Origin of the sequence: Candidatus Thalassolituus haligoni (assembly GCF_041222825.1) — a bacterium.
In the GTDB taxonomy this organism is placed as follows: domain Bacteria; phylum Pseudomonadota; class Gammaproteobacteria; order Pseudomonadales; family Oceanobacteraceae; genus Oceanobacter; species Oceanobacter antarcticus.
Genome location: NZ_CP139482.1, coordinates 817671 through 836827 on the forward strand (window position 1 = coordinate 817671; position 19157 = coordinate 836827).

Below are 19157 nucleotides of genomic sequence, written 5' to 3' on the forward strand. Positions count from 1 at the left end.
ATGCTCAATCGATTGCAGTTGCTGGGCCGTCGTGGCTTGTCTTCCATTGAGGCACTGGGCGCTGCGTCCCTGGTGTTATGGCATTCACTGGCTTGGGGCGGCCCAGGCAGTGCGACGTTTTCTGACCTGATTCGACAACTCTATTCTGTTGGTGTGCGCTCGCTCAGTATTATTGCCGTTGCCGGCTTCTTTGTCGGTATGGTGCTGGGGTTGCAAGGCTATACCATTCTGGTTGATTTTGGCTCCGAGGCGGCGCTGGGCACGCTGGTGTCGCTGACGCTGTTGCGTGAGCTGGGGCCGGTGGTCGCGGCGCTGTTGTTTGCCGGGCGGGCTGGTTCCGCGTTAACGGCAGAAATTGGCCTGATGAAGGCAACGGAACAGTTGTCGGCGATGGAAATGATGGGGGTTGATCCGCTCAAGCGAGTGATTACGCCGCGTTTGTGGGCCGGTATTATCTCGCTGCCCGTGCTGACGCTGATATTTAATACCGTGGGCATCTGGGGCGGGGCCTTTGTTGCCGTTGATATGCTGGGTATTGATGAAGGTGCCTACTGGGGCAATATGCAGGCGTCAGTCGAATTTTATAACGACGTGGTCAAGGGAATTATCAAGTCGGTCGCATTTGGCTGGGTGGTGACCTGGATTGCGGTTTATCAGGGCTATGCATCAATGCCGACTTCAGAAGGCATTGGCAAGGCAACAACCCAGACGGTGGTGATTTCCTCGCTGGCGGTATTGGGACTCGATTTTGTACTGACAGCAGTCATGTTTGGAGGCGTTTAATTATGCAAAAGCGTTCTGTAGAGCTCACCGTCGGTGCTTTTATGGTGATCGGTATTCTGGCTCTGGTACTGATGGCGCTCCGCGTCAGCGGTTTGTCGATGAGTGATGCCGGAGATACCTATACCATCAAGGCCCGTTTCGAAAATTTGGGGGGTCTGAACGAGCGCGCCAAGGTCTCCATGGCGGGAGTGACCATTGGTCGGGTGACCAAGGTGTACCTCGACAAAGAATGGTACTCGGCTGTTGTCGAGATGGAAATCACCAAGGACATGAGCACCCTGACCAGCGATACGTCAGCGGCGATTCTTACCGCAGGCTTGCTGGGAGAAAAATACATTGGCCTGACCGTGGGTGCCGAGGAAGACTTCCTCAAAGAAGGCGACTGGATTGAAGATACCCAGTCGGCGCTGGTACTTGAGGAATTAATTGGCCGTTTCTTGTTTAACAAGGCAGAAGATGGCTGATTTGCTGCTTTTATGATCGCTTTGTTGCAATTTGTAATGGTTGTAACTTAGCTTCCCAGATCAGGCGTATGGCAGCTGTCAGACCGTGGATACACAACGTAAGCCCGCGCTACATGGAGAGAAGGAGACGTCATGATTCGGTTGCTATTATTGGTTATGGTATTGCTTGCGCCTGGTGTTCAGGCACTTGAGTCAGAAGAACTGGGCGAGCACGCCCACGAAGTGGTGCGACGGGTAACGACCAAGGTGCTGGAGAAAATCAACACCAATCGGGATCTTTACGAGAGTGACAAGGCCCGGTTTTATTGGGAGCTGGAAGATGTGTTGGGGCCGATGGTGGATTTTCGCCGGCTGACTCGCAAGATCATGGGGCGTTATTATTTTGATGCCAGCAAGGAACAACGCCAGCGTTTTGCCCGTGCCTTCAAGCGCAGTTTGCTGAGTTCCTACGCGACCGGCCTGATTGAGTTCACCGATTACGAAGTCCGGATGCTACCGCCTCGCAAGGATTTTGAACACACATCATCCAACACTCTGGTCGATCTGGAAGTTATTACCCCCAGTGGTCGGGTTTTTCCCATCACCCAGAGCATGTACTACGACCTGTCCTCCTACGCCTGGAAAGCGCAAAACGTGATTGTTAACGGCATCAACATCGGACAATTGTTTAATGAACAGTTTGTTCAGCTGGTTGAAGATAATAATGGCAATATCGGTGCGGCCATCGATCAATGGATCGAAAATTTGCAAGAGCAGGGACGCGAGTTGCGCAAGCGCTCCGTTGTCAGTGGGGCACAATAAATGACCACGCTTGAGTCCCTCTCCGCCAACCTGGCCAATGTCAGTGGTGACATGCTGGCGTCCACTGTGGTTGCCTTGATTGAACCAGGGCACGAAATGATTCGCAGCTCCGGTGGCGAATGGTGTCTGGATATGTCCAATGTGGATCGGGTGTCGAGTGCCGCCGTGGCACTGCTACTCGATTGGATGAGAACCGCACGCCAGCACGACGTTCACATGACCATTCGCTCGGTGCCAGAACGGTTGATGCCTATTCTGCAGGTCAGTGACCTGGAAGTGCTGTTTGCCGAAGTCATGGTCACTGACGCATAACGCACAGACGCGCATAAAAAGAGGGACGGCTTGGGTGCCGTTCCTGATGGTCACCGCGTACGGCCCGGCCCCCTCAAGCTGATTATCGGCCGAATAGCTATTGCTGATCCTCCTTCCACTTATTCTGATCCACTAAATCCGCTATCATTCCCGCCCTCTCTAATTCCAATACCGGTGGAGCAATATGACACCTTCTACACTCTCCGAAATCCAGGCCATGCTGGAAAGCCAGTTTCCTGACGTCCAGTGGTCTGTTGATGGTGATGGTTACCAATATCAGGTAGAGGGCATCGGCGATCATTTTGAAGGCCTGAATGCCGTTAAACGCCAACAGGTTGTCTACACAGTACTTAATCCTCTGATCGCCAATGGCTCGCTGCATGCTGTGACCATTCGTACCTTCACCAGCGCTGAGTATGCTGCGCGCTGATTTCTGGAAGACACATGGAAAAATTGCAAATTGTTGGCGGCAACCGGCTGTCCGGTGATGTTCGGATCTCGGGTGCCAAAAACTCCGCCTTACCAATTCTGGCCGCTACCTTGCTAGCCGAAGGCGTTATGCGGGTCGGTAACTTGCCGCACCTGCATGACATCACCACGATGCTGGAATTGCTGGGGTGCATGGGTGTTGAAGTGGCAATCAACGAAGATATGTCGGTCGAGACCGATTGCCGCCATGTTAAAAGCTGTGTTGCTCCCTATGACCTGGTGCGCACCATGCGGGCATCGATCCTGGTGCTGGGGCCATTATTGGCGCGTTATGGTGAAGCCGAAGTGTCCTTGCCAGGAGGTTGTGCCATTGGCAGCCGTCCGGTTGATTTACACCTGCGTGGTATGGAAGCGATGGGTGCACATGTTGATGTGCTGGATGGTTACATCAAGGCACATGTGCCAGGTGGCCGTTTAAAGGGTGCGCATATCTTCCTGGATACCCCCACGGTGACCGGCACGGAAAATATCCTGATGGCTGCCGCGCTGGCGGATGGCCGGACAGTGATTGAAAACGCTGCCCGCGAACCGGAAGTGGTGGATCTTGCCAACTGCCTGATTGCCATGGGTGCCAAGATTCAGGGAGCAGGCAGTGCGACCTTGACGGTCGACGGCGTTGAAACCCTGCACGGCTGTTCCTTTGAAGTCTTGCCTGATCGCATTGAAACCGGTACTTATCTGGTCGCTGCGGCCGTGACCGGTGGTTGCGTCAGAACCCGCAACACCGACCCGTTATTACTTGAAGCGGTGCTGCTGAAATTGCAAGAAGCGGGTGCCGAAATCACCACCGGTGACGACTGGATTCAGCTGGATATGACCGGCCGCCGCCCTAAAGCAGTGAATATTCGTACCGCTCCGCACCCTGCATTTCCAACCGACATGCAGGCCCAGTTTGTGGTGCTGAATGCGGTCGCTGAAGGTGTGGGTACTGTGATCGAAACCGTCTTTGAAAACCGTTTTATGCACGCCCAGGAACTGGTGCGCATGGGAGCGGATATTCATGTCGAAGGTAACACGGCCATTATTACCGGTCGTGCCACACTCAGTGGTGCCCCGGTGATGGCCACCGACCTGCGGGCTTCGGCCTCGCTGGTACTGGCTGCGCTGGTCGCCAATGGCACCACCGACGTAAATCGCATTTACCACATTGATCGTGGTTACGAATGTATTGAAGAAAAATTTCAGCAGCTGGGTGCCAATATCCGTCGAATTTCCGGCTGATTGGCACACCACACTAGATTGAGGACATCATGACCCAACCGCTTACCATTGCACTGTCCAAGGGACGCATTCTGGATGACACCTTGCCCCTGCTGGCCGAGGCGGGCATTCATCCGGCGGAAGACATTCAAAAAAGCCGCAAGCTGATCTTCGATACCAATCATGAGCATATCAAGCTGGTGGTGATTCGTGCGACGGACGTACCGACCTATGTCGAATACGGTGCAGCGGATCTGGGCGTGTCGGGCAAGGATGTGCTGATGGAGTACAACAGCGACAATCTGTGTGAGCCACTGGATCTGAACATTGCGACCTGTCGGCTGATGACGGCGGCCATCAAGGGCTATGCCTTGCCAGAAGGGCGGCTGCGGGTGGCGACCAAATTTGTCAACGTGGCCAAACGCTACTTTGCCGAACAGGGCCGTCAGGTCGACATTATCAAGCTGTACGGTGGCATGGAGCTGGCACCGATCATGGGCCTGGCGGATTTGATCGTCGACATCGTGGATACCGGCAATACCCTCAAGGCCAATGGTCTGGAAGCGCGTGACCTGATTGCCCCGATCAGCTCCCGACTGGTGGCCAGTCGTGCCGCGATGAAGGTCAAGCATGCCCAGATTCAGCCTATTATCGATTTGATTGGCGCTGCGGTAGAGCGTCAACAGCAGCAAGCCAAATAACCGGGGAGACAACATGACTTTATCCATTCGTCGATTCAGCTCCGCCCAGCCGGATTTTTCCAGCCAGATGGACGCGCTGTTGTCATGGGAATCGGTATCCGATACCGGCGTCCAACAGGCCGTCACCGACATCGTCAACAATGTGCGCAGCCGTGGCGATGCCGCCGTGATTGAATACACCAACAAGTTCGACCGGATGGATGTGACGTCCATGGCCGACCTGGAGTTGAGCCAGCAGCAGTTGCAGGATGCACTGGATGGCTTGCCAGAAACACAACGTACCGCCTTGCTGGCGGCCGCTGAACGTGTTCGTTCGTACCACAAACACCAGCAGCAGGACTCCTGGCGTTATACCGAAGCCGACGGCACCGTGCTGGGGCAGAAAATCACCCCGATGGACCGCGTTGGCATTTACGTCCCCGGTGGCAAAGCCGCGTATCCATCTTCGGTCTTGATGAACGCCATTCCGGCTCACGTTGCCGACGTGCAGGAAATCATCATGGTGGTGCCGACGCCAGGGGGAGAGCTGAATCAACTGGTGTTGGCCGCTGCCGCTGCCGCCGGCGTTTCGCGGGTCTTCACCATTGGTGGTGCGCAGGCGGTGGCAGCACTGGCTTACGGCACCGAAACCGTACCGGGAGTGGACAAAATCGTTGGCCCTGGCAATATTTACGTTGCCACCGCCAAGCGCATGGTGTTTGGTCAGGTCGGTATCGACATGATTGCCGGGCCGTCAGAAATTCTGGTGGTATGTGATGGCAAAACCAACCCGGACTGGATTGCCATGGATCTGTTCTCCCAGGCAGAACACGACGAAGATGCCCAGTCGATCCTGGTATCAACCGATGCCGATTTCCTTGATCAAGTGGAAGCCAGCATCAACACGCTGTTGCCCACCATGGAACGTGCCGAAATTATCCGTACATCGCTGGCGGAGCGTGGGGCGCTGATTCACGCCCGCTCAGACGACGATGCAGTGGCCATTATCAACCGCATTGCACCTGAGCACCTGGAGCTGTCGGTGGCAGACCCGGAAGCCTGGTTACCGTCCATCCGTCATGCCGGAGCCATCTTTATGGGTCGGTATACCGCAGAAGCATTGGGTGATTACTGTGCCGGGCCGAACCACGTATTGCCCACCTCGGGCACGGCGCGTTTCTCATCGCCGCTGGGGGTGTACGACTTCCAGAAACGCTCATCGCTGATTATGTGTTCAGCTGATGGCGCATCGGAACTGGGAAAAGTAGCTTCAACGCTGGCTCGTGGTGAGTTCCTGACTGCCCACGCCCGTTCCGCCGAGTACCGCATCAAGGACTGATGCGGCCGCTGGCGGCTCAGGAGCCTGTCCGCAGTAGAGCAGCAGGCTCCTGCTAATGCTCAGCTTTCTGGCTGGGCACCCCGTTGACCGGCAATTGCTTCGGTTTGGGCCAGTTTTCCTTCACGAATAAAATCCACCAGAATCTTGTCGCCCGGATGCAGAATAGCGATCTGATTCATCGCAGCGCGGGCATCACTGGCGTCCATCTGGTTGATCTTGACGATGATGTCGCCGACCGTCAGCCCGGAAAGATCCGCAGGGCCATCCTGATAGATACCCGTCACAATCAGCCCTTCCAGCGCCTCCGGCAGGGCCAGCGCTTCCAGCAGTTTGGGGGTTGCCTCCTGCACTTCGATACCGAGCCAGCCACGAATGGCAATACCGTGTTGGGAAATATCCGTCAGTGCCCGCTGGGCAACCGTGCCAGGAATGGCAAAACCAATGCCTTCGCTGCCACCACTCTGGGAATAAATTGCAGTATTGATGCCAACCAGCTCGCCGTTGGCATTGATCAAGGCACCACCGGAATTCCCCGGATTAATGGCAGCATCGGTCTGAATGTAGTTCTCGTAGGTATTCAGCCCCAGTTGGTTACGCCCGGTAGCCGACACAATTCCTAATGTCACCGTCTGACCAACGCCAAACGGGTTGCCTATCGCCAGCACAACATCACCCACCCGCAGATGCTCGTTATGGGCCACTTGAATCACCGGCAGATCTGCCATGTCAATTTTCAGAATGGCCAGATCCGCTTCCGGGTCAGAGCCGATCAGAGTCGCATTGGCCTCGCGACCATCACGCAGGGCTACCACAATCTGGTCGGCATCCTTGATCACGTGATTATTGGTGAGGATATGGCCTTCCGCTGTCATGATCACACCGGAACCGAGACTGGACTGCAGTCGCTCGCTGGGCTCTGGCTTGGTGTTGAAAAAACGCTGGAACAGCGGATCATCAAACAGCGGATGCTGTTTGCGTTTTACCACCTTGCTGGTGTAAATGTTGACAACCGCAGGAGCTGCCCGCTCCACAGCATCAGCGTAACTGCTCACCATGCCGGACGCTGTCGGTGTATCCTGCTGGACGGCAGCAGCCGTTTGCTGGTTCTGTTGCTGGAGCGCAGGCGTCACCCATTGCGGCGCCCAAAGCAGGATCATCAAGGCGACACACAGACCGACCAGTGATGGCACCAGCATAGTGTGAACAAAGGAATATCGGGGCATGTAAGCAAGTCTCCACGGGGTTGCGAGCAAGCCGCAGGTTCAAACGATCAGGTCGATTATTGCTGGCCAACAAATTTAACAGAAATAAGCGAGACGCATCATGTTAGATGGCGCTATTGAACGCCAGCAGCTGCTGACATATCTGGACCAATTGTTGCAAAACCGGCAGATCCGGGATTATTGCCCAAATGGTCTGCAAGTCGAGGGTCGAGATCGCATTCAGCACATCGTCACCGGCGTGACAGCCAATCAGGCGCTGATTGATGAAGCCATTGCGCTCGGTGCCGATACCTTGCTGGTGCATCATGGTTACTTCTGGAAAGGCGAAAATGCCTGTGTGACCGGGATCAAACGCGAACGCCTGAAAGCCCTGCTGGCCCACGATATCAACCTGATCGCCTACCACCTGCCGCTGGATGTTCACCCTGAACTGGGCAACAACGCCCAGCTGGCCGATATTCTCGAACTGACCGTCACCAGCGCTATCGATCCGCTGGATCATACGACCCCCGGCCTGATCGGGCGATTATCAAAGCCGATGGCTGCCGCCGAGTTTGCCCAATGGATTGGCGAATGCCTGGATCGTACGCCATTACATATTGGCGAAGATGAAGACATCATCGAAACAGTTGCCTGGTGTACCGGTGGCGCGCAGGGTTATCTGCAGCTGGCAGTGGATGCCGGTGTCGACGCCTATATCACCGGTGAAATCAACGAACCGGCGGTGCACCTGGCGCGCGAAACCGGCACCCATTTCTACAGTGCTGGTCATCACGCTACCGAGCGTTACGGTGTTCTGGCTCTGGGGCAGCATCTGGAAACCGAGTTTGGTATCAAGGTCACGTTTGTCGATATTGATAACCCGGTTTGAGCCCGACGTCTGAGTGGTCGGAGATCATCTATATAATCCGGTACCCGCCGGTTTCTGGATGGTCTCGAATTACGAAATCAGAGCCGGGGCTGTGCAGAATTAAATAGATAGCCCCCGTCGCCCCGAATGCGCATGAGCCGGCGGACATCGTTGAGAAACGGGCTGGAAATTTGAGGGGAAATTGACATGTCGACATTGACCGTACGCTTGCCCGACGATAAACATAATCGCCTGAAAGCTCTGGCAGCTCACAGAAAAATCAGCATGAACAAACTGATTGAAGAGCTATCAACCCAGGCCATCGCTGAGTTTGATACTGAAGTCCGCTTCAGGGCTATGGCGGCAGTGGGCGACAGGAGCAAGGGGCTGGAGCTGCTGGATAAGCTGGACGAGCACTTTATGGGATAGCTCCGATGGTTTCAGATTCGAGAGTTCAATTACGACGGGTTTGAAACATCCAGCAAGAACACGTCAATAACGCCTCGCAAATCATCTTTTGTTGTTCACTGGGAGATGTGTTCTGAACCAAAGCACCAGATAGATTGGCGCCGCAACATCCCCACGCAGGAGCGTAGGGATGAGATCCGGTCAGTGGGAGCGCAGTCTGTTGGCCGGTTGACTCTTCTTCATGGCGTGGGTTAACTGCGCAGGATATGTCTGTTGAGAATCCATGATGAAAAACCTGACCACCATTCTGATGGACCTGCTCTGTTATCTCTCGGTAGAACCGGACAACGGTTATGACCCGGATGAAACGGCCGATCTGCAAATTAATGCCTGGCAAACCCTGATTCACGATCTGACCGAGGAAGAGTCTGCCCTGATCAAAGACGCAGCCCGCTTGAAACTGGCATCGATGGAGGGGATTCAGAATCCAACGCAGGAGCAGGAGCAGGAGCAGGAGCAGGTGATGGATATTCTGAGTGCGTTTGTCGACGGTGAGTTGCAGTGAGTTGAAAGCCTGTCACCCATCATGTACAAGGCTGCTGCGGATATTAGCGCGCTGATGCGCGGAAGCTACGGGCGCTAGTGGCGGGGCTGCGTTGCCATCCGTCACATAAAAAAGCGGAAACGTTGAGGGTTAAATGGCCAAACAAATGCTTGGCAATGGCAGGTGTCGGTACTCAGCGACATATTGTTGAAAACGGGGGGATGGATACCTGCAACGTCGCGGAGTTTGGTGCTTAACGAACTCTCAGGTCGTCCGGTTTGTCTTGTAGAAGATGGTGGTATAGTTAAGTAATCATCATTCAGGACATGTGCATGATTTACAGTTTCTCCATCTCCAATAGCGGGCCGATTGCCTCTGCCAAAGGGCAGGGGCTTGGCGCATTGAATCTGATCATTGGGGAAAATGGTTGTGGCAAGACCTGGCTGCTGAAAAGCCTTTATTGCGTTATGCGTACTCAGGAAGAATCCGGGCGCGGCAATGACAAGCGTGAATTCCATGACGTTCTGAGTGACAAGCTCTATTGGACGTTTCAGACCGACTCTCTGGGCGATATGGTGCGTCGAGGCAAGGGCAACCGCCTGAGTTTTGAAGTGTCCATGTCGGACAACACCAGTCTTGCATACAGTTTTGGGCAAGACACCAGCAAGCTGGTAAAGCCATCGGTTAACACCCTTTCTGAACGTGAAGACAACTCGATCTTTCTGCCCCCCAAGGAAGTGCTGTCACTGTGGCATGTGATTTTGCGCAGTGCCTTACAGAATCGTGAGTTTGGTTATGACGCCACCTATTCCGATCTGGTGCTGGCGTTGCAGAACCAACCACAAAAGGGCCGTAACTACGACAGCTTTTCCAGATCCCGCAAACAACTGGAAGAGATGTTTCAGGGTAAGGTCACGTTCGAGAACAACGAGTGGATTTACAAACAGGGCAACTCGAAATTCTCGATTCACAGCACGGCAGAAGGCATCAAGAAAATCGCCATTCTGGATACCTTGCTCGGCAACCGTTTCCTGACACCGGGTTCGGTGATATTTGTCGACGAGCCAGAATCCGCCTTGCACCCGACAGCGATTGTGCAGTTTCTGGATATTCTGGCCCTGCTGGCACAGCAGGGCATGCAGATATTTATGGCCACCCATTCTTATTATGTGGTCAAAAAGCTGCTCTTGATCGCTCGCCAGCAACAACTGCCCATCCCTTGTTTTCTCTCTGATTCTCAGGGTGTCTGGCAACAGAGTTGTTTGTTAAATGACGGTCTGCCAGAAACCGAAATCATCAAGGAATCCGTCAGGCTGTTTGAACAGGAGTTCGAAGGAATCGGATGATCACCATCACAGAGTCAGGGATGACGTTTGGGCCTTTTGATCCTGATCGGGTTTTCAGGATCGAAGAGTCTGCATTTTTGCGAGGCAAACAACTCAAGGCCTGTGAGTTTGTCTGGCTTACTCCGCAAGATAGCTTGCTGCTGATCGAAGCCAAAAGCTCGGTTCCTAACCCTCATACATTCCCCAAAGAATACGACGAATTTTTCACCAGTATCTTCGAAAAGCTGGATAACTCATTACAAATACTCGCGGCAGGTTTGCTGGAGCGTCATAACGAATTGACTCACCAAATGGGCCCGATGACTAGAGTTACACCACTTGGGCCAGAGCGCAGAATTATGTTGTATCTGGTGATTCCGGAGATGCCAGATGAATACCTTCCGCCTTTTAGCGATAAATTAGCCAGTGTATTAAAACGCCAGGGTCAGATATGGCGAGCGGAGGTTAAAGTGATTAATAAGCGGTTGGCGGGGACGGTGGGGCTAGTGGATTATTAATTATATTAAATAGGAGGTTATGGCATGAACCCAGTCCCGCACTGGAAAAGCGGGTGCGCAGAGCCTTCAGTACCGAATACAAGTTATCCATCATCCAGCAAGCCGAGGCCTGCCAGCATGGTGAGTTAGGGGAACTGCTGCGCCATGAAAAATTGTATTCCAATCAACTGTCTCAATGGCGTCGGGAACGGGATGAGCGAGGGCTGGATGGTCTGAAAAAATCCGCCCCAGGTCCCGCGCCGAAGAAGACCGCTGAGCAAAAACGTATCGAACAGCTCGAAAAAGAGAACGACCGGCTACGCAAGCAGATCGAGATTCAGAATGGCTGCCTGACGCTCCAAAAAAAAGCCTTGGATCTACTGGACATGCTCGACGAGGACGCGTCATGAATCAGTTGCTGCAGGCACCATTACCCTCCGGTATTTCTGAACGCCTTGCTTGTCACGTGCTGGATATTGGTCGCAATACCTTTCGTGCCATACGCGCCCGTTATCACCTGTGCGGGCCGGTGAGCCCACACCGACGAAAGCGCAAGGATACCCAACAGCCACGGGCCCTGAGTGTCGAAGAGCGTACTCAGGCAAAAGCGGTATTGAGCAGCACTGAGTATCAGGATCAACCACCGGCGCAGGTGTATTACAGCCTGCTGCAACAAGGCACCTACCTGTGCTCCATCAGCACGATGCACCGACTGCTGCGAGCCGATGGACTCAACGGCGAACGCCGTCTTCAGCGTCCGCGCCAGTCGCATGCCATTCCACGGCTGAAGGCGACCGCACCCAATCAAGTCTGGACCTGGGACATTGCCAAGCTGCCGACCAGGAAGCGCGGTGAATACCTGTCCTTGTACGTGGTCATGGACCTGTTCAGCCGTTACATTGTGGCCTGGATGCTGTCACGCAAGGAAAACAGTGCGCTGTCCAGCCAGCTGATCATGGAAGCGCATGAACGTTATGACATACAACCCGGTACGCTCACGCTGCATCAGGATCGTGGCACCCCCATGACCGCCCACTGCTATCTGGATTTGCTGGGTGAGTTGACGATGACGGCCAGTCATAGCCGCCCCCGAGTGAGCAACGACAACGCGATGAGTGAAGCACAGTTCAAGACCCTGAAATATCAGCCGGACTACCCGGGCCGCTTCGACAGCTACGACCATGCGGTACATTGGAATGAGGAGTATGTCCGCTGGTACAACCATGATCACCACCACAGCAGCCTGGCCGGTTTTACGCCCCATCAGGTGTTTAGCGGGGAATACCTTGAAATCGCTCACCTCCGGCAAGCGGCACTGGACGAGATGTACGCTCAGCACCCGGAGCGCTTCAGTAAAGGTCGTCCAAACGTACCGCTGCCACCGGCCGAAGTCTGCATCAATCCGGTGCCAGAGGATGCTGATCAGGCGACAATCGAAAAAGGCGTGAATTTCCCAACGTTGCCACGGGCGATTACAAAAGCAATGTAATGTTTAAAAAACTGGCTCAAATGACGTTGACACGTTCCGCCTCCGATACAGGTGCACCTTGAGCGGACGCAGCCTTGCTACCGACCGCGTCCGGGGCTGCAAGGTAACCAATCTTGAGAAAATACCTATAGAGCGCTTAATGAGTCATAAATTACATCGCATAACCATTTGTGTGCCGACGGTTCATCAATATTATTGTTCCAATATAGGCCGACCTCAAAAGATGGGAGGTCGAATGGAAGTGGGGTGGAAATAAGATCACGGCTCTCGGCGAATTTGTTCGCAACGCGGGTCGGTAAGCAGGCGATCATATCGCACTTCGGAATGATTCCAGGGAGTGCAGAAAAATGAGGTATTTTTAGCGCTATATCGATAGATTTGCTATTTTCTCTTAAGTACTCATCAATTATAAAATGTCCGGTAGATTTTGATATTAATATATGTTTTTCAGTTAGAAATTGCTCGGTATTTATATTGTTTTTTATTCTTGGGTGGTTGGTAGATAATAAGCATGAATAGTTTTCATTAAAAAGTTTCTTAGATTCAACTGTGCCTTTCAAGAATTTAAGGTTTCCAATAGCTGCATCTATTCTTCCGCGAAGAAGCCATGATTCTACTTGATTAACTTCGATTGTTATGACTTCCATACTACAGTTGGGCGCAAGCTGTTGGAATTTTTCCATAATTATTGGTAATAGGTAAAATTCACCTAAGTCTGAAAGCGCTATTCTGAACGTTCGATTTGCTAAAGCAGGGTCGAATTCCTGGGCGGCCGCGATCGCTTGCTCAATTGCCAGTATGGAGTCACGAAATGTCGCGTAGTATTGGTCCGCTATGAATGTGGATTGCATACCTTCACGGGTTCGGGTGAAGAGCGGATCATTCAGCAGTTTTCGCAGCCTTGCGAGGGAGTAGCTAACCGAAGGCTGTGTCAGGTGTATTTTTTCAGCCGCGCCACTGACACTTCCACTTTCGTAAATGGCCAAAAAAACTTTAATCAGGCCTAAATCTGCTTTGTAAGACATGGCATCTCTAATATATAGATATTATTTATATCTTGATCGATTAATTATCTATTTGATGGATAATGCTAGCATTGATAACCTTAAAGTCCAATCAATAAGAAAGAAGCTGTCATGAGCGATACACTGCCGTCCGTCAAAGAAACAGTATTTCAGATACTCAGGAATCATGGGGTAGACAAGGTTTTTGGCAATCCGGGTTCCAACGAATTGCATTTTCTGCGCGGCTTCCCCGAAGATTTCGAATACATTCTGTGCCTGGATGAAGGTGTTGTCATTGGTGTTGCGGACGGTTATGCCCAAGCGACGGGCCAGCCGGCTTTCGTTAACCTGCACTCCGCCGCGGGGACCGGGAACGCAATGGGGGGGCTGGCAAACGCGCGTAACTCTCACAGTCCGATCGTAGTGACAGCCGGTCAGCAGGCCAGGACCATGGTATATGCTGATCCAATGTTGAAGAACTCAGATGCCACCATGCTGCCAAGGCCTTTGGTCAAGGACAGCTTTGAGCCACTTAGTCATGAAGAGGTGCCACATTCGATCAACCGGGCACTCAACTCCGCAATGGCTCCCGCCAAGGGACCGGTATACGTTTCGATACCCTATGATGACTGGGAAAAAAAGGTGAGTGAAAATGCGTTGCAGTTGGTTAATCGACGCGTCTCGCACTGTGGGGCCCCAGATAAGGGGTTGCTGGAAAGGGTCAGTAAGCAAATTCAGGTAGCTAAAAGCCCCGTACTGATTCTCGGCCCGGAAGTTGACAGTGAGCGCTGCAATGCCTTGGTCGCAAAACTGGCCGAGAAACTTCATGCACCAGCTTGGGTGGCGCCGTCCGCACCACGTTGTCCCTTTCCGACCGGTCATCGTTGCTTCGCCGGCATTTTACCTGCGGGGGAGGCCGCGCTCTGTAGCCATCTTCAGGAGCATGACTTGGTCATCGTCATTGGTGGACCTGTTTTCCGCTATCACCAGAATGACCCAGGCACCCTGATTCCCGACCATGCAAAGCTGATTCACATCACGTCCGACAGTGATGAAGCCGCAAGGGCGCCTATTGGTGAAGCGATCGTTGCTAGCGTTAAGAGCTTTGTCGAAGCTCTGTACGACAGCCTGCCGCCCAAGCAAACGGAGTGTCCAAGTTTTCGGAAAGAGGTTAGGCGGAATACATCGGATGACGCGGTGTTGAGCCCCGAGACAGTTTATGATGTGGTTGATGATTTGAGCCCCCGAGACAGCATTTATCTCAATGAGGCAACCTCAACGCTGGCTACCTTGTGGTCCCGTGTCACGATGGAATACTCTGGTAGCTATTACTTTGCCGCGGCGGGTGGTCTTGGCTTTGCGATGCCAGCGGCACTCGGAGTTCAGTTGGCCTCTCCGGAGCGGAAAGTGGTCGCATTTATCGGAGATGGATCCGCCCATTACAGCATTGCAGCGTTATGGACGGCTGCAAAATACAATATTCCCGTTGTTTATGTGGTTATTAACAATAAGGGGTATTCTGCACTGAAGTGGTTTGCTGACCTGTTTGGTGTCGATGATGCGGTGCCTGGATTGACTATTGAAGATGTCGATTTTGTAAAAATTTCGGAGGGGTATGGCGTTAAGGCTGTAAAAGTGAACTCTGTTCGAGACTTCAAAAAACATTACAAGATAGCCTTGAATATGGATAGGCCGTTTTTGATTGAGGTTATCGTTTAAAATTTACTTTATCTTATGGGTGGTTATAATGAATAACAATAATTTAAATTTCGGTATTTTTGCTTTATGTTTCGCGCTATCTAGCTCTTCAGCAACAAGTGCATTTGCTGAAGATAAAGTTGAAATAAGAGCAATCAGCGGGTTTGCTAGAGGTACTGCTATTACGCGCACTTTTGAAAAATTTGTTGAAAATATAAATTCAGATGAAAAATCGCCTATCAAAATTAACTTGATCGGCGGCCCGGAAGCGATGCCACCGTTTCAGATCGGAAATGCCGTTAAAACCGGCGTTGTCGATATGATCCTTTCGACGGGGGCTTTCTACAGCAACGTTATGCCTGCCGCAGATGCACTGAAGTTGACGAACTATTCTCCGCAGCAACTGCGTGCAGCGGGTGGGTGGTCAAAGCTCCAGAAAATATGGAAGGACGGAATGAATGTCCATCTGCTCGCGTTTACCAATTATGGCAACCAGTTCCACCTTTACACGAACAAACCGATAGAGTCCGCCCAATTGGATGGTCAGCGCTTAAGAGTGACGCCAATTTATCGGCCATTCTTCGAAGCTTTGGGAGCGACTGTCGTACAGACTGCACCCGGTGAGGTTTACACTGCACTTGAGCGTGGTGTAGTAGATGGATATGGCTGGACGATGCAGGGTATTTTTGACCTCGGCTGGCATGAACAAACTAAGTACCGTGTTGAGCCTGGTTTCTATCAAGCAGAAGTTACGGTCATGGTCAATGAAGGTAAATGGGAGAGTCTGACAGGCGATCAGCAGAAATATCTTACGGATAAAGCTATTTGGCTCGAATCGTTGAATGATGAGAATGTTTCTATTAATGAAATAGAGCGACAACGTCAGACTGAAACAGGTATAGACGTTATTGAGTTACGAGGGGAAGAACGCACGAGGTTTCTTGAGGTTGCAAAAGAAGCAGCTTGGGCAGAGGTTATGAAGAATTCCAAGGATATGGCGATTAATATTAAAAATATAATTGAGTAACTATCGATGAGTATCGGGATGTTGAGTGCCGAAAGTTATATTAAAATGTCGGGGCTCTCGAAAAGCTACGATATCTTTATGAAATCACTGGGCGTAATATCTGGAATATTTATATTTCTGATATCGCTGTTGATTTTCATAAATGTTATTTTGCGGAACACTGGTGGCGTTTCTTTTTCATGGGTCACTGAAATATGTGAGTATGGACTAAGTTTTTCAGCCTTCATCGCTGCGCCATGGGTTCTATACGAATCGGCACATGTTCAGGTTGATTTTTTGCTTCGAAGCTCGCCAGAAGCTATCAGGAAAAAAATTGAGCTTTTTATCAATGCTGTTGGTTTCCTTGTTGGAGTTGTATTGTGCTATTTTATGCTCCGAATTGCTCATGAAGCCTTTGTAAATGAAACCTTACAAATAAAATCATTGGTCATACCCGAGTGGTGGTTGTTGATAGCCCCCGCTCTGTGCTTTTTACTGGTTTGTGTCGAGTTTCTCCGCCGCATAATTATAGCAATAAGAGGATCTAACTAATGGATTGGCAACTGAGTCTATTCTTTTTGTTTGGGTCTCTTCTATTCCTGATGATCGTCGGGGTGCCCGTTGTAATTGCATTCTTTGCGATCAATATACTAGGTGCCTTTGCTTTTCTTGGAGGTGAGTTCGGGGTGGTGCAAATGGCTCGAAACTCAGCAGAAGCAATTTCTTCTTTTTCGTTGATACCTATCCCCCTTTTTATCTTGATGGGAGAGGTTCTTTTTCACACGGGACTCGCTTACAAAGCAATTTCAGCCATTGAACGCCTGATATCGGCGGTCCCTGGTCGTCTTAGCATTGTCTCCATTTTAGGGGGAACTGCTTTCGCGACGCTGTCAGGATCCAGTATCGCCAATACGGCTATGATGGGCAGTGCGATGCTTCCTGAGATGCACCGTAAAGGCTACCACCCTTCTATGTCGATGGGGCCCATCATGGCTGTTGGCGGGATAGCAATGCTTATCCCGCCATCGGCATTGGCGGTTACGTTGGCGAGTCTTGCCGGGATTTCGATCAGTAAACTGCTCATTGCGGGTATCGTGCCCGGGTTGCTCATTGTGCCGCCACGCTCGTCTACGTTATTATCCGGTGTTCCCTTAATCCGCAATTGGCGCCGTCTGATGAGGTTGAACTGATCAGCGGGTCGGACAAATGGAAGCCGTTCTTCCGCGATGTGGTTCCACTTCTCTGTATTTTTTTCGTCGTTATTGGTTCTATGCTTGTCGGCTGGGCATCACCCACCGAGTCTGCGGCCTTCGGAGTGGTCGCATCTTTTATCGCTTCTGTATGCTATGGGACCTTGAATAAGAAATCATTTTTAGTTTCAGTTGTCGAAACGGCAAAAATATCGGCAGTGATTTTATTTATTTTAGTCTCGTCAACAACTTTTTCACAAATACTTTCATTCTCCGGGGCTACAACAGGGCTGCTTAATACTTTCATGGGTTTTGATCTGTCACCTTTTATGGTGGTAATTATCATGGTAGTAACCCTGCTAATTCTTGGGTGTTTTACAGATCAGATTAGTATGATCATGTTAACGCTTCCCTTCTTTATCCCGTTGGCCAACAATCTTCAAATTGACTTGATCTGGTTCGGTGTTTTGATTCTTATCGCTATGGAAATAAGTTTGCTTACACCGCCGTTTGGGCTGCTCTTACTCGTTATGCAGGGAGTGGCACCTGCCGGCACCCGACTCAGTATGGTTTATAAGGCGGCATTTCCATTTTTGCTGCTCCAGGTTAGTGTTTTGATTCTTTTGGTCTTATTTCCTGAGATATCCAAGTTTTTACCAGCATTAATAAAGTAATAATAAGTTGTTCCAAATTATGTAATTGAGCGATTTTTATGAAGAATAAGCTGTTAAATTCTGAAGATTTTCGTTGTAAGGCACAGAAGAAACTTCCTGGTATGGTATTTGATTACCTGGAAGGCGGTGCTGATGACGAAGTCGGGCTTAAGCACAACCGAAGCGTATTGGACGCGATCAGGTTCAAGCCCAAGCGACTCATCAACGTTAAAAACAGGAGTATTGGGTCTAGCTTTCTAGGTGGATCGTTTTCGGCTCCCATCGCGATAGGGCCTACCGGCCTTAACGGTATGCTTTCGCCCGATGGCGATTTCAAACTTGCCAGGGCCGCGGCACGGGCAAACATACCCTTCGCATTGTCGACAGCCTCGAATGCTTCGATCGAGGATATTGCCAAGGTGAGTGATGGAGAGCTCTGGTTTCAGCTCTACGTCGTGCACCGAGATTTGGCAAAGCAAATGGTGGAAAGGGCCTTAAAGGCCGGTTACAAGACACTCATACTTACTGTTGATGTTAGCATAAATGGTTTTCGCGAACGAGATATTCGCAATGGCTTTTCCGTGCCGTTCCAATACACGCTGAAATCAATCATTGACGGTGCACTGCACCCGGATTGGTCCTTGAACTTCATGCTTAGGGGAGCGCCAGAACTGGCTAACTTCAAAATCGCCGATGTTTCCAACCTGGAAGTTCAGGCCGCACTGATGAGTCGGCAGATGGATGCCAGCTTTAATTGGCAGGATCTCACATGGCTGCGTGATATTTGGCCACACCGGCTTCTGGTGAAAGGCATTACCAGTACAGAGGATGCTGCGCGGTGTGCGGATCTGGGAGTGGATGGTGTCATCCTGTCCAATCACGGTGCCCGACAACTGGATAGCTGTATTTCGCCGGTGGAGATACTCGAAGAAACGGCTTCTGCGATCAATATACCTGTTCTGGTTGACAGCGGATTTCGACGCGGTGCGGATGTGGTCAAGGCGCTCGCCCTTGGTGCTACGGCTGTGCTGATCGGCCGGCCTGTTCTTTACGCGCTTGCTGCGGAAGGGGAGGCCGGTGTCGATCACATGCTTCAACTGTTAAAAAACGATATTGACCGGACTCTTGCTCATATCGGTTGTGCGGATATCAATACTGTTGATAAATCTTTTTTGTCTTTGAAATAATAATTTGGGGTTTAT

Annotated in this window: 23 protein-coding genes; 21 read left to right on the top strand and 2 right to left on the bottom strand. The window is 51.5% G+C overall.

The annotated features are described in order from the left end of the window. The 8 genes from mlaE (at position 1) to hisD (ending at position 6068) form a co-directional block, all read left to right on the top strand. Positions 1–783, top strand: a complete 783-nt coding sequence (gene mlaE, locus SOJ49_RS03680) for a lipid asymmetry maintenance ABC transporter permease subunit MlaE (protein WP_369856878.1) — start codon at positions 1–3, stop codon at positions 781–783. A gap of 2 nt (positions 784–785) precedes the next feature. Then, positions 786–1247 (top strand): outer membrane lipid asymmetry maintenance protein MlaD, encoded by a 462-nt coding sequence (gene mlaD / locus SOJ49_RS03685; RefSeq protein WP_369856879.1) that lies wholly within the window; start codon positions 786–788, stop codon positions 1245–1247. A gap of 132 nt (positions 1248–1379) precedes the next feature. Next, on the top strand, positions 1380–2048 hold the full coding sequence (locus SOJ49_RS03690; protein ID WP_369856880.1) for a phospholipid-binding protein MlaC: 669 nt from the start codon (positions 1380–1382) through the stop codon (positions 2046–2048). After that, entirely contained in the window at positions 2049–2360 is a 312-nt protein-coding gene (locus SOJ49_RS03695) for a lipid asymmetry maintenance protein MlaB (protein ID WP_369856881.1), read from the top strand. It abuts the gene before it with no gap. A gap of 184 nt (positions 2361–2544) precedes the next feature. Then, entirely contained in the window at positions 2545–2790 is a 246-nt protein-coding gene (locus tag SOJ49_RS03700) for a BolA family protein (protein ID WP_369856882.1), read from the top strand. A gap of 14 nt (positions 2791–2804) precedes the next feature. Then, positions 2805–4070: a UDP-N-acetylglucosamine 1-carboxyvinyltransferase gene (murA, locus tag SOJ49_RS03705; RefSeq protein ID WP_369856883.1), complete on the top strand. Its 1266-nt coding sequence runs from the start codon at positions 2805–2807 to the stop codon at positions 4068–4070. Between the two features lie 29 nt (positions 4071–4099). Beyond that, entirely contained in the window at positions 4100–4750 is a 651-nt protein-coding gene (gene hisG / locus SOJ49_RS03710) for an ATP phosphoribosyltransferase (protein WP_369856884.1), read from the top strand. A 13-nt stretch (positions 4751–4763) separates the two neighbouring features. Further along, complete coding sequence (hisD, locus tag SOJ49_RS03715; protein ID WP_369856885.1) at positions 4764–6068, top strand: histidinol dehydrogenase; 1305 nt, start codon at positions 4764–4766, stop codon at positions 6066–6068. A gap of 59 nt (positions 6069–6127) precedes the next feature. Here hisD and SOJ49_RS03720 read toward each other — a convergent pair whose 3' ends face one another. Next, positions 6128–7291, bottom strand: a complete 1164-nt coding sequence (locus tag SOJ49_RS03720) for a trypsin-like peptidase domain-containing protein (RefSeq protein WP_369856886.1) — start codon at positions 7289–7291, stop codon at positions 6128–6130. A gap of 100 nt (positions 7292–7391) precedes the next feature. Between SOJ49_RS03720 and SOJ49_RS03725 the strand changes: the two genes are divergently transcribed. The 7 genes from SOJ49_RS03725 to SOJ49_RS03755 all read left to right on the top strand — a co-directional run bounded on the left by SOJ49_RS03725 (position 7392) and on the right by SOJ49_RS03755 (position 12404). Next, positions 7392–8162, top strand: a complete 771-nt coding sequence (locus tag SOJ49_RS03725) for a Nif3-like dinuclear metal center hexameric protein (protein WP_369856887.1) — start codon at positions 7392–7394, stop codon at positions 8160–8162. A gap of 186 nt (positions 8163–8348) precedes the next feature. Beyond that, on the top strand, positions 8349–8570 hold the full coding sequence (locus tag SOJ49_RS03730; protein ID WP_369856888.1) for a toxin-antitoxin system HicB family antitoxin: 222 nt from the start codon (positions 8349–8351) through the stop codon (positions 8568–8570). 262 nt (positions 8571–8832) lie between these two features. Further along, positions 8833–9114 carry a hypothetical protein gene (locus SOJ49_RS03735; RefSeq protein WP_369856889.1) on the top strand — a complete coding sequence of 94 codons (282 nt, stop codon included), beginning with the start codon at positions 8833–8835 and terminating at the stop codon, positions 9112–9114. 311 nt (positions 9115–9425) lie between these two features. Then, positions 9426–10439 (top strand): AAA family ATPase, encoded by a 1014-nt coding sequence (locus tag SOJ49_RS03740; RefSeq protein WP_369856890.1) that lies wholly within the window; start codon positions 9426–9428, stop codon positions 10437–10439. Beyond that, positions 10436–10936 carry a hypothetical protein gene (locus tag SOJ49_RS03745; RefSeq protein WP_369856891.1) on the top strand — a complete coding sequence of 167 codons (501 nt, stop codon included), beginning with the start codon at positions 10436–10438 and terminating at the stop codon, positions 10934–10936. Before SOJ49_RS03740 ends, SOJ49_RS03745 begins: the two co-directional genes overlap by 4 nt. Before the next feature lie 53 nt (positions 10937–10989). After that, the gene (locus SOJ49_RS03750) at positions 10990–11325 is read left to right on the top strand and encodes a transposase (protein WP_369856892.1); all 336 of its coding nucleotides are present in this window, start codon (positions 10990–10992) and stop codon (positions 11323–11325) included. Next, complete coding sequence (locus SOJ49_RS03755; RefSeq protein ID WP_369858029.1) at positions 11262–12404, top strand: IS3 family transposase; 1143 nt, start codon at positions 11262–11264, stop codon at positions 12402–12404. Before SOJ49_RS03750 ends, SOJ49_RS03755 begins: the two co-directional genes overlap by 64 nt. A 125-nt stretch (positions 12405–12529) precedes the next feature. Here the strand turns inward: SOJ49_RS03755 and SOJ49_RS03760 are convergent, their stop codons facing one another. After that, on the bottom strand, positions 12530–13429 hold the full coding sequence (locus SOJ49_RS03760) for a LysR family transcriptional regulator (RefSeq protein ID WP_369856893.1): 900 nt from the start codon (positions 13427–13429) through the stop codon (positions 12530–12532). Positions 13430–13540: 111 nt separating this feature from the next. Between SOJ49_RS03760 and mdlC the strand changes: the two genes are divergently transcribed. From mdlC to SOJ49_RS03790, 6 genes are read left to right on the top strand one after another with little or no spacing between them, the layout of a single operon-like run. After that, complete coding sequence (gene mdlC / locus SOJ49_RS03765; protein WP_369856894.1) at positions 13541–15127, top strand: benzoylformate decarboxylase; 1587 nt, start codon at positions 13541–13543, stop codon at positions 15125–15127. Between the two features lie 28 nt (positions 15128–15155). Beyond that, positions 15156–16133, top strand: coding sequence for a TRAP transporter substrate-binding protein DctP (gene dctP, locus SOJ49_RS03770; RefSeq protein ID WP_369856895.1), 978 nt, complete (start codon positions 15156–15158; stop codon positions 16131–16133). Positions 16134–16151: 18 nt separating this feature from the next. Then, a complete protein-coding gene (locus tag SOJ49_RS03775) occupies positions 16152–16664 on the top strand; it encodes a TRAP transporter small permease (RefSeq protein WP_369856896.1) in 513 nt (170 codons plus the stop codon). Next, positions 16664–17302, top strand: a complete 639-nt coding sequence (locus tag SOJ49_RS03780; protein WP_369856897.1) for a TRAP transporter large permease subunit — start codon at positions 16664–16666, stop codon at positions 17300–17302. Before SOJ49_RS03775 ends, SOJ49_RS03780 begins: the two co-directional genes overlap by 1 nt. Further along, entirely contained in the window at positions 17275–17976 is a 702-nt protein-coding gene (locus SOJ49_RS03785; protein WP_369856898.1) for a TRAP transporter large permease subunit, read from the top strand. Before SOJ49_RS03780 ends, SOJ49_RS03785 begins: the two co-directional genes overlap by 28 nt. Before the next feature lie 38 nt (positions 17977–18014). Beyond that, positions 18015–19142, top strand: coding sequence for an alpha-hydroxy-acid oxidizing protein (locus SOJ49_RS03790; RefSeq protein WP_369856899.1), 1128 nt, complete (start codon positions 18015–18017; stop codon positions 19140–19142). Positions 19143–19157 lie beyond the last annotated feature (15 nt).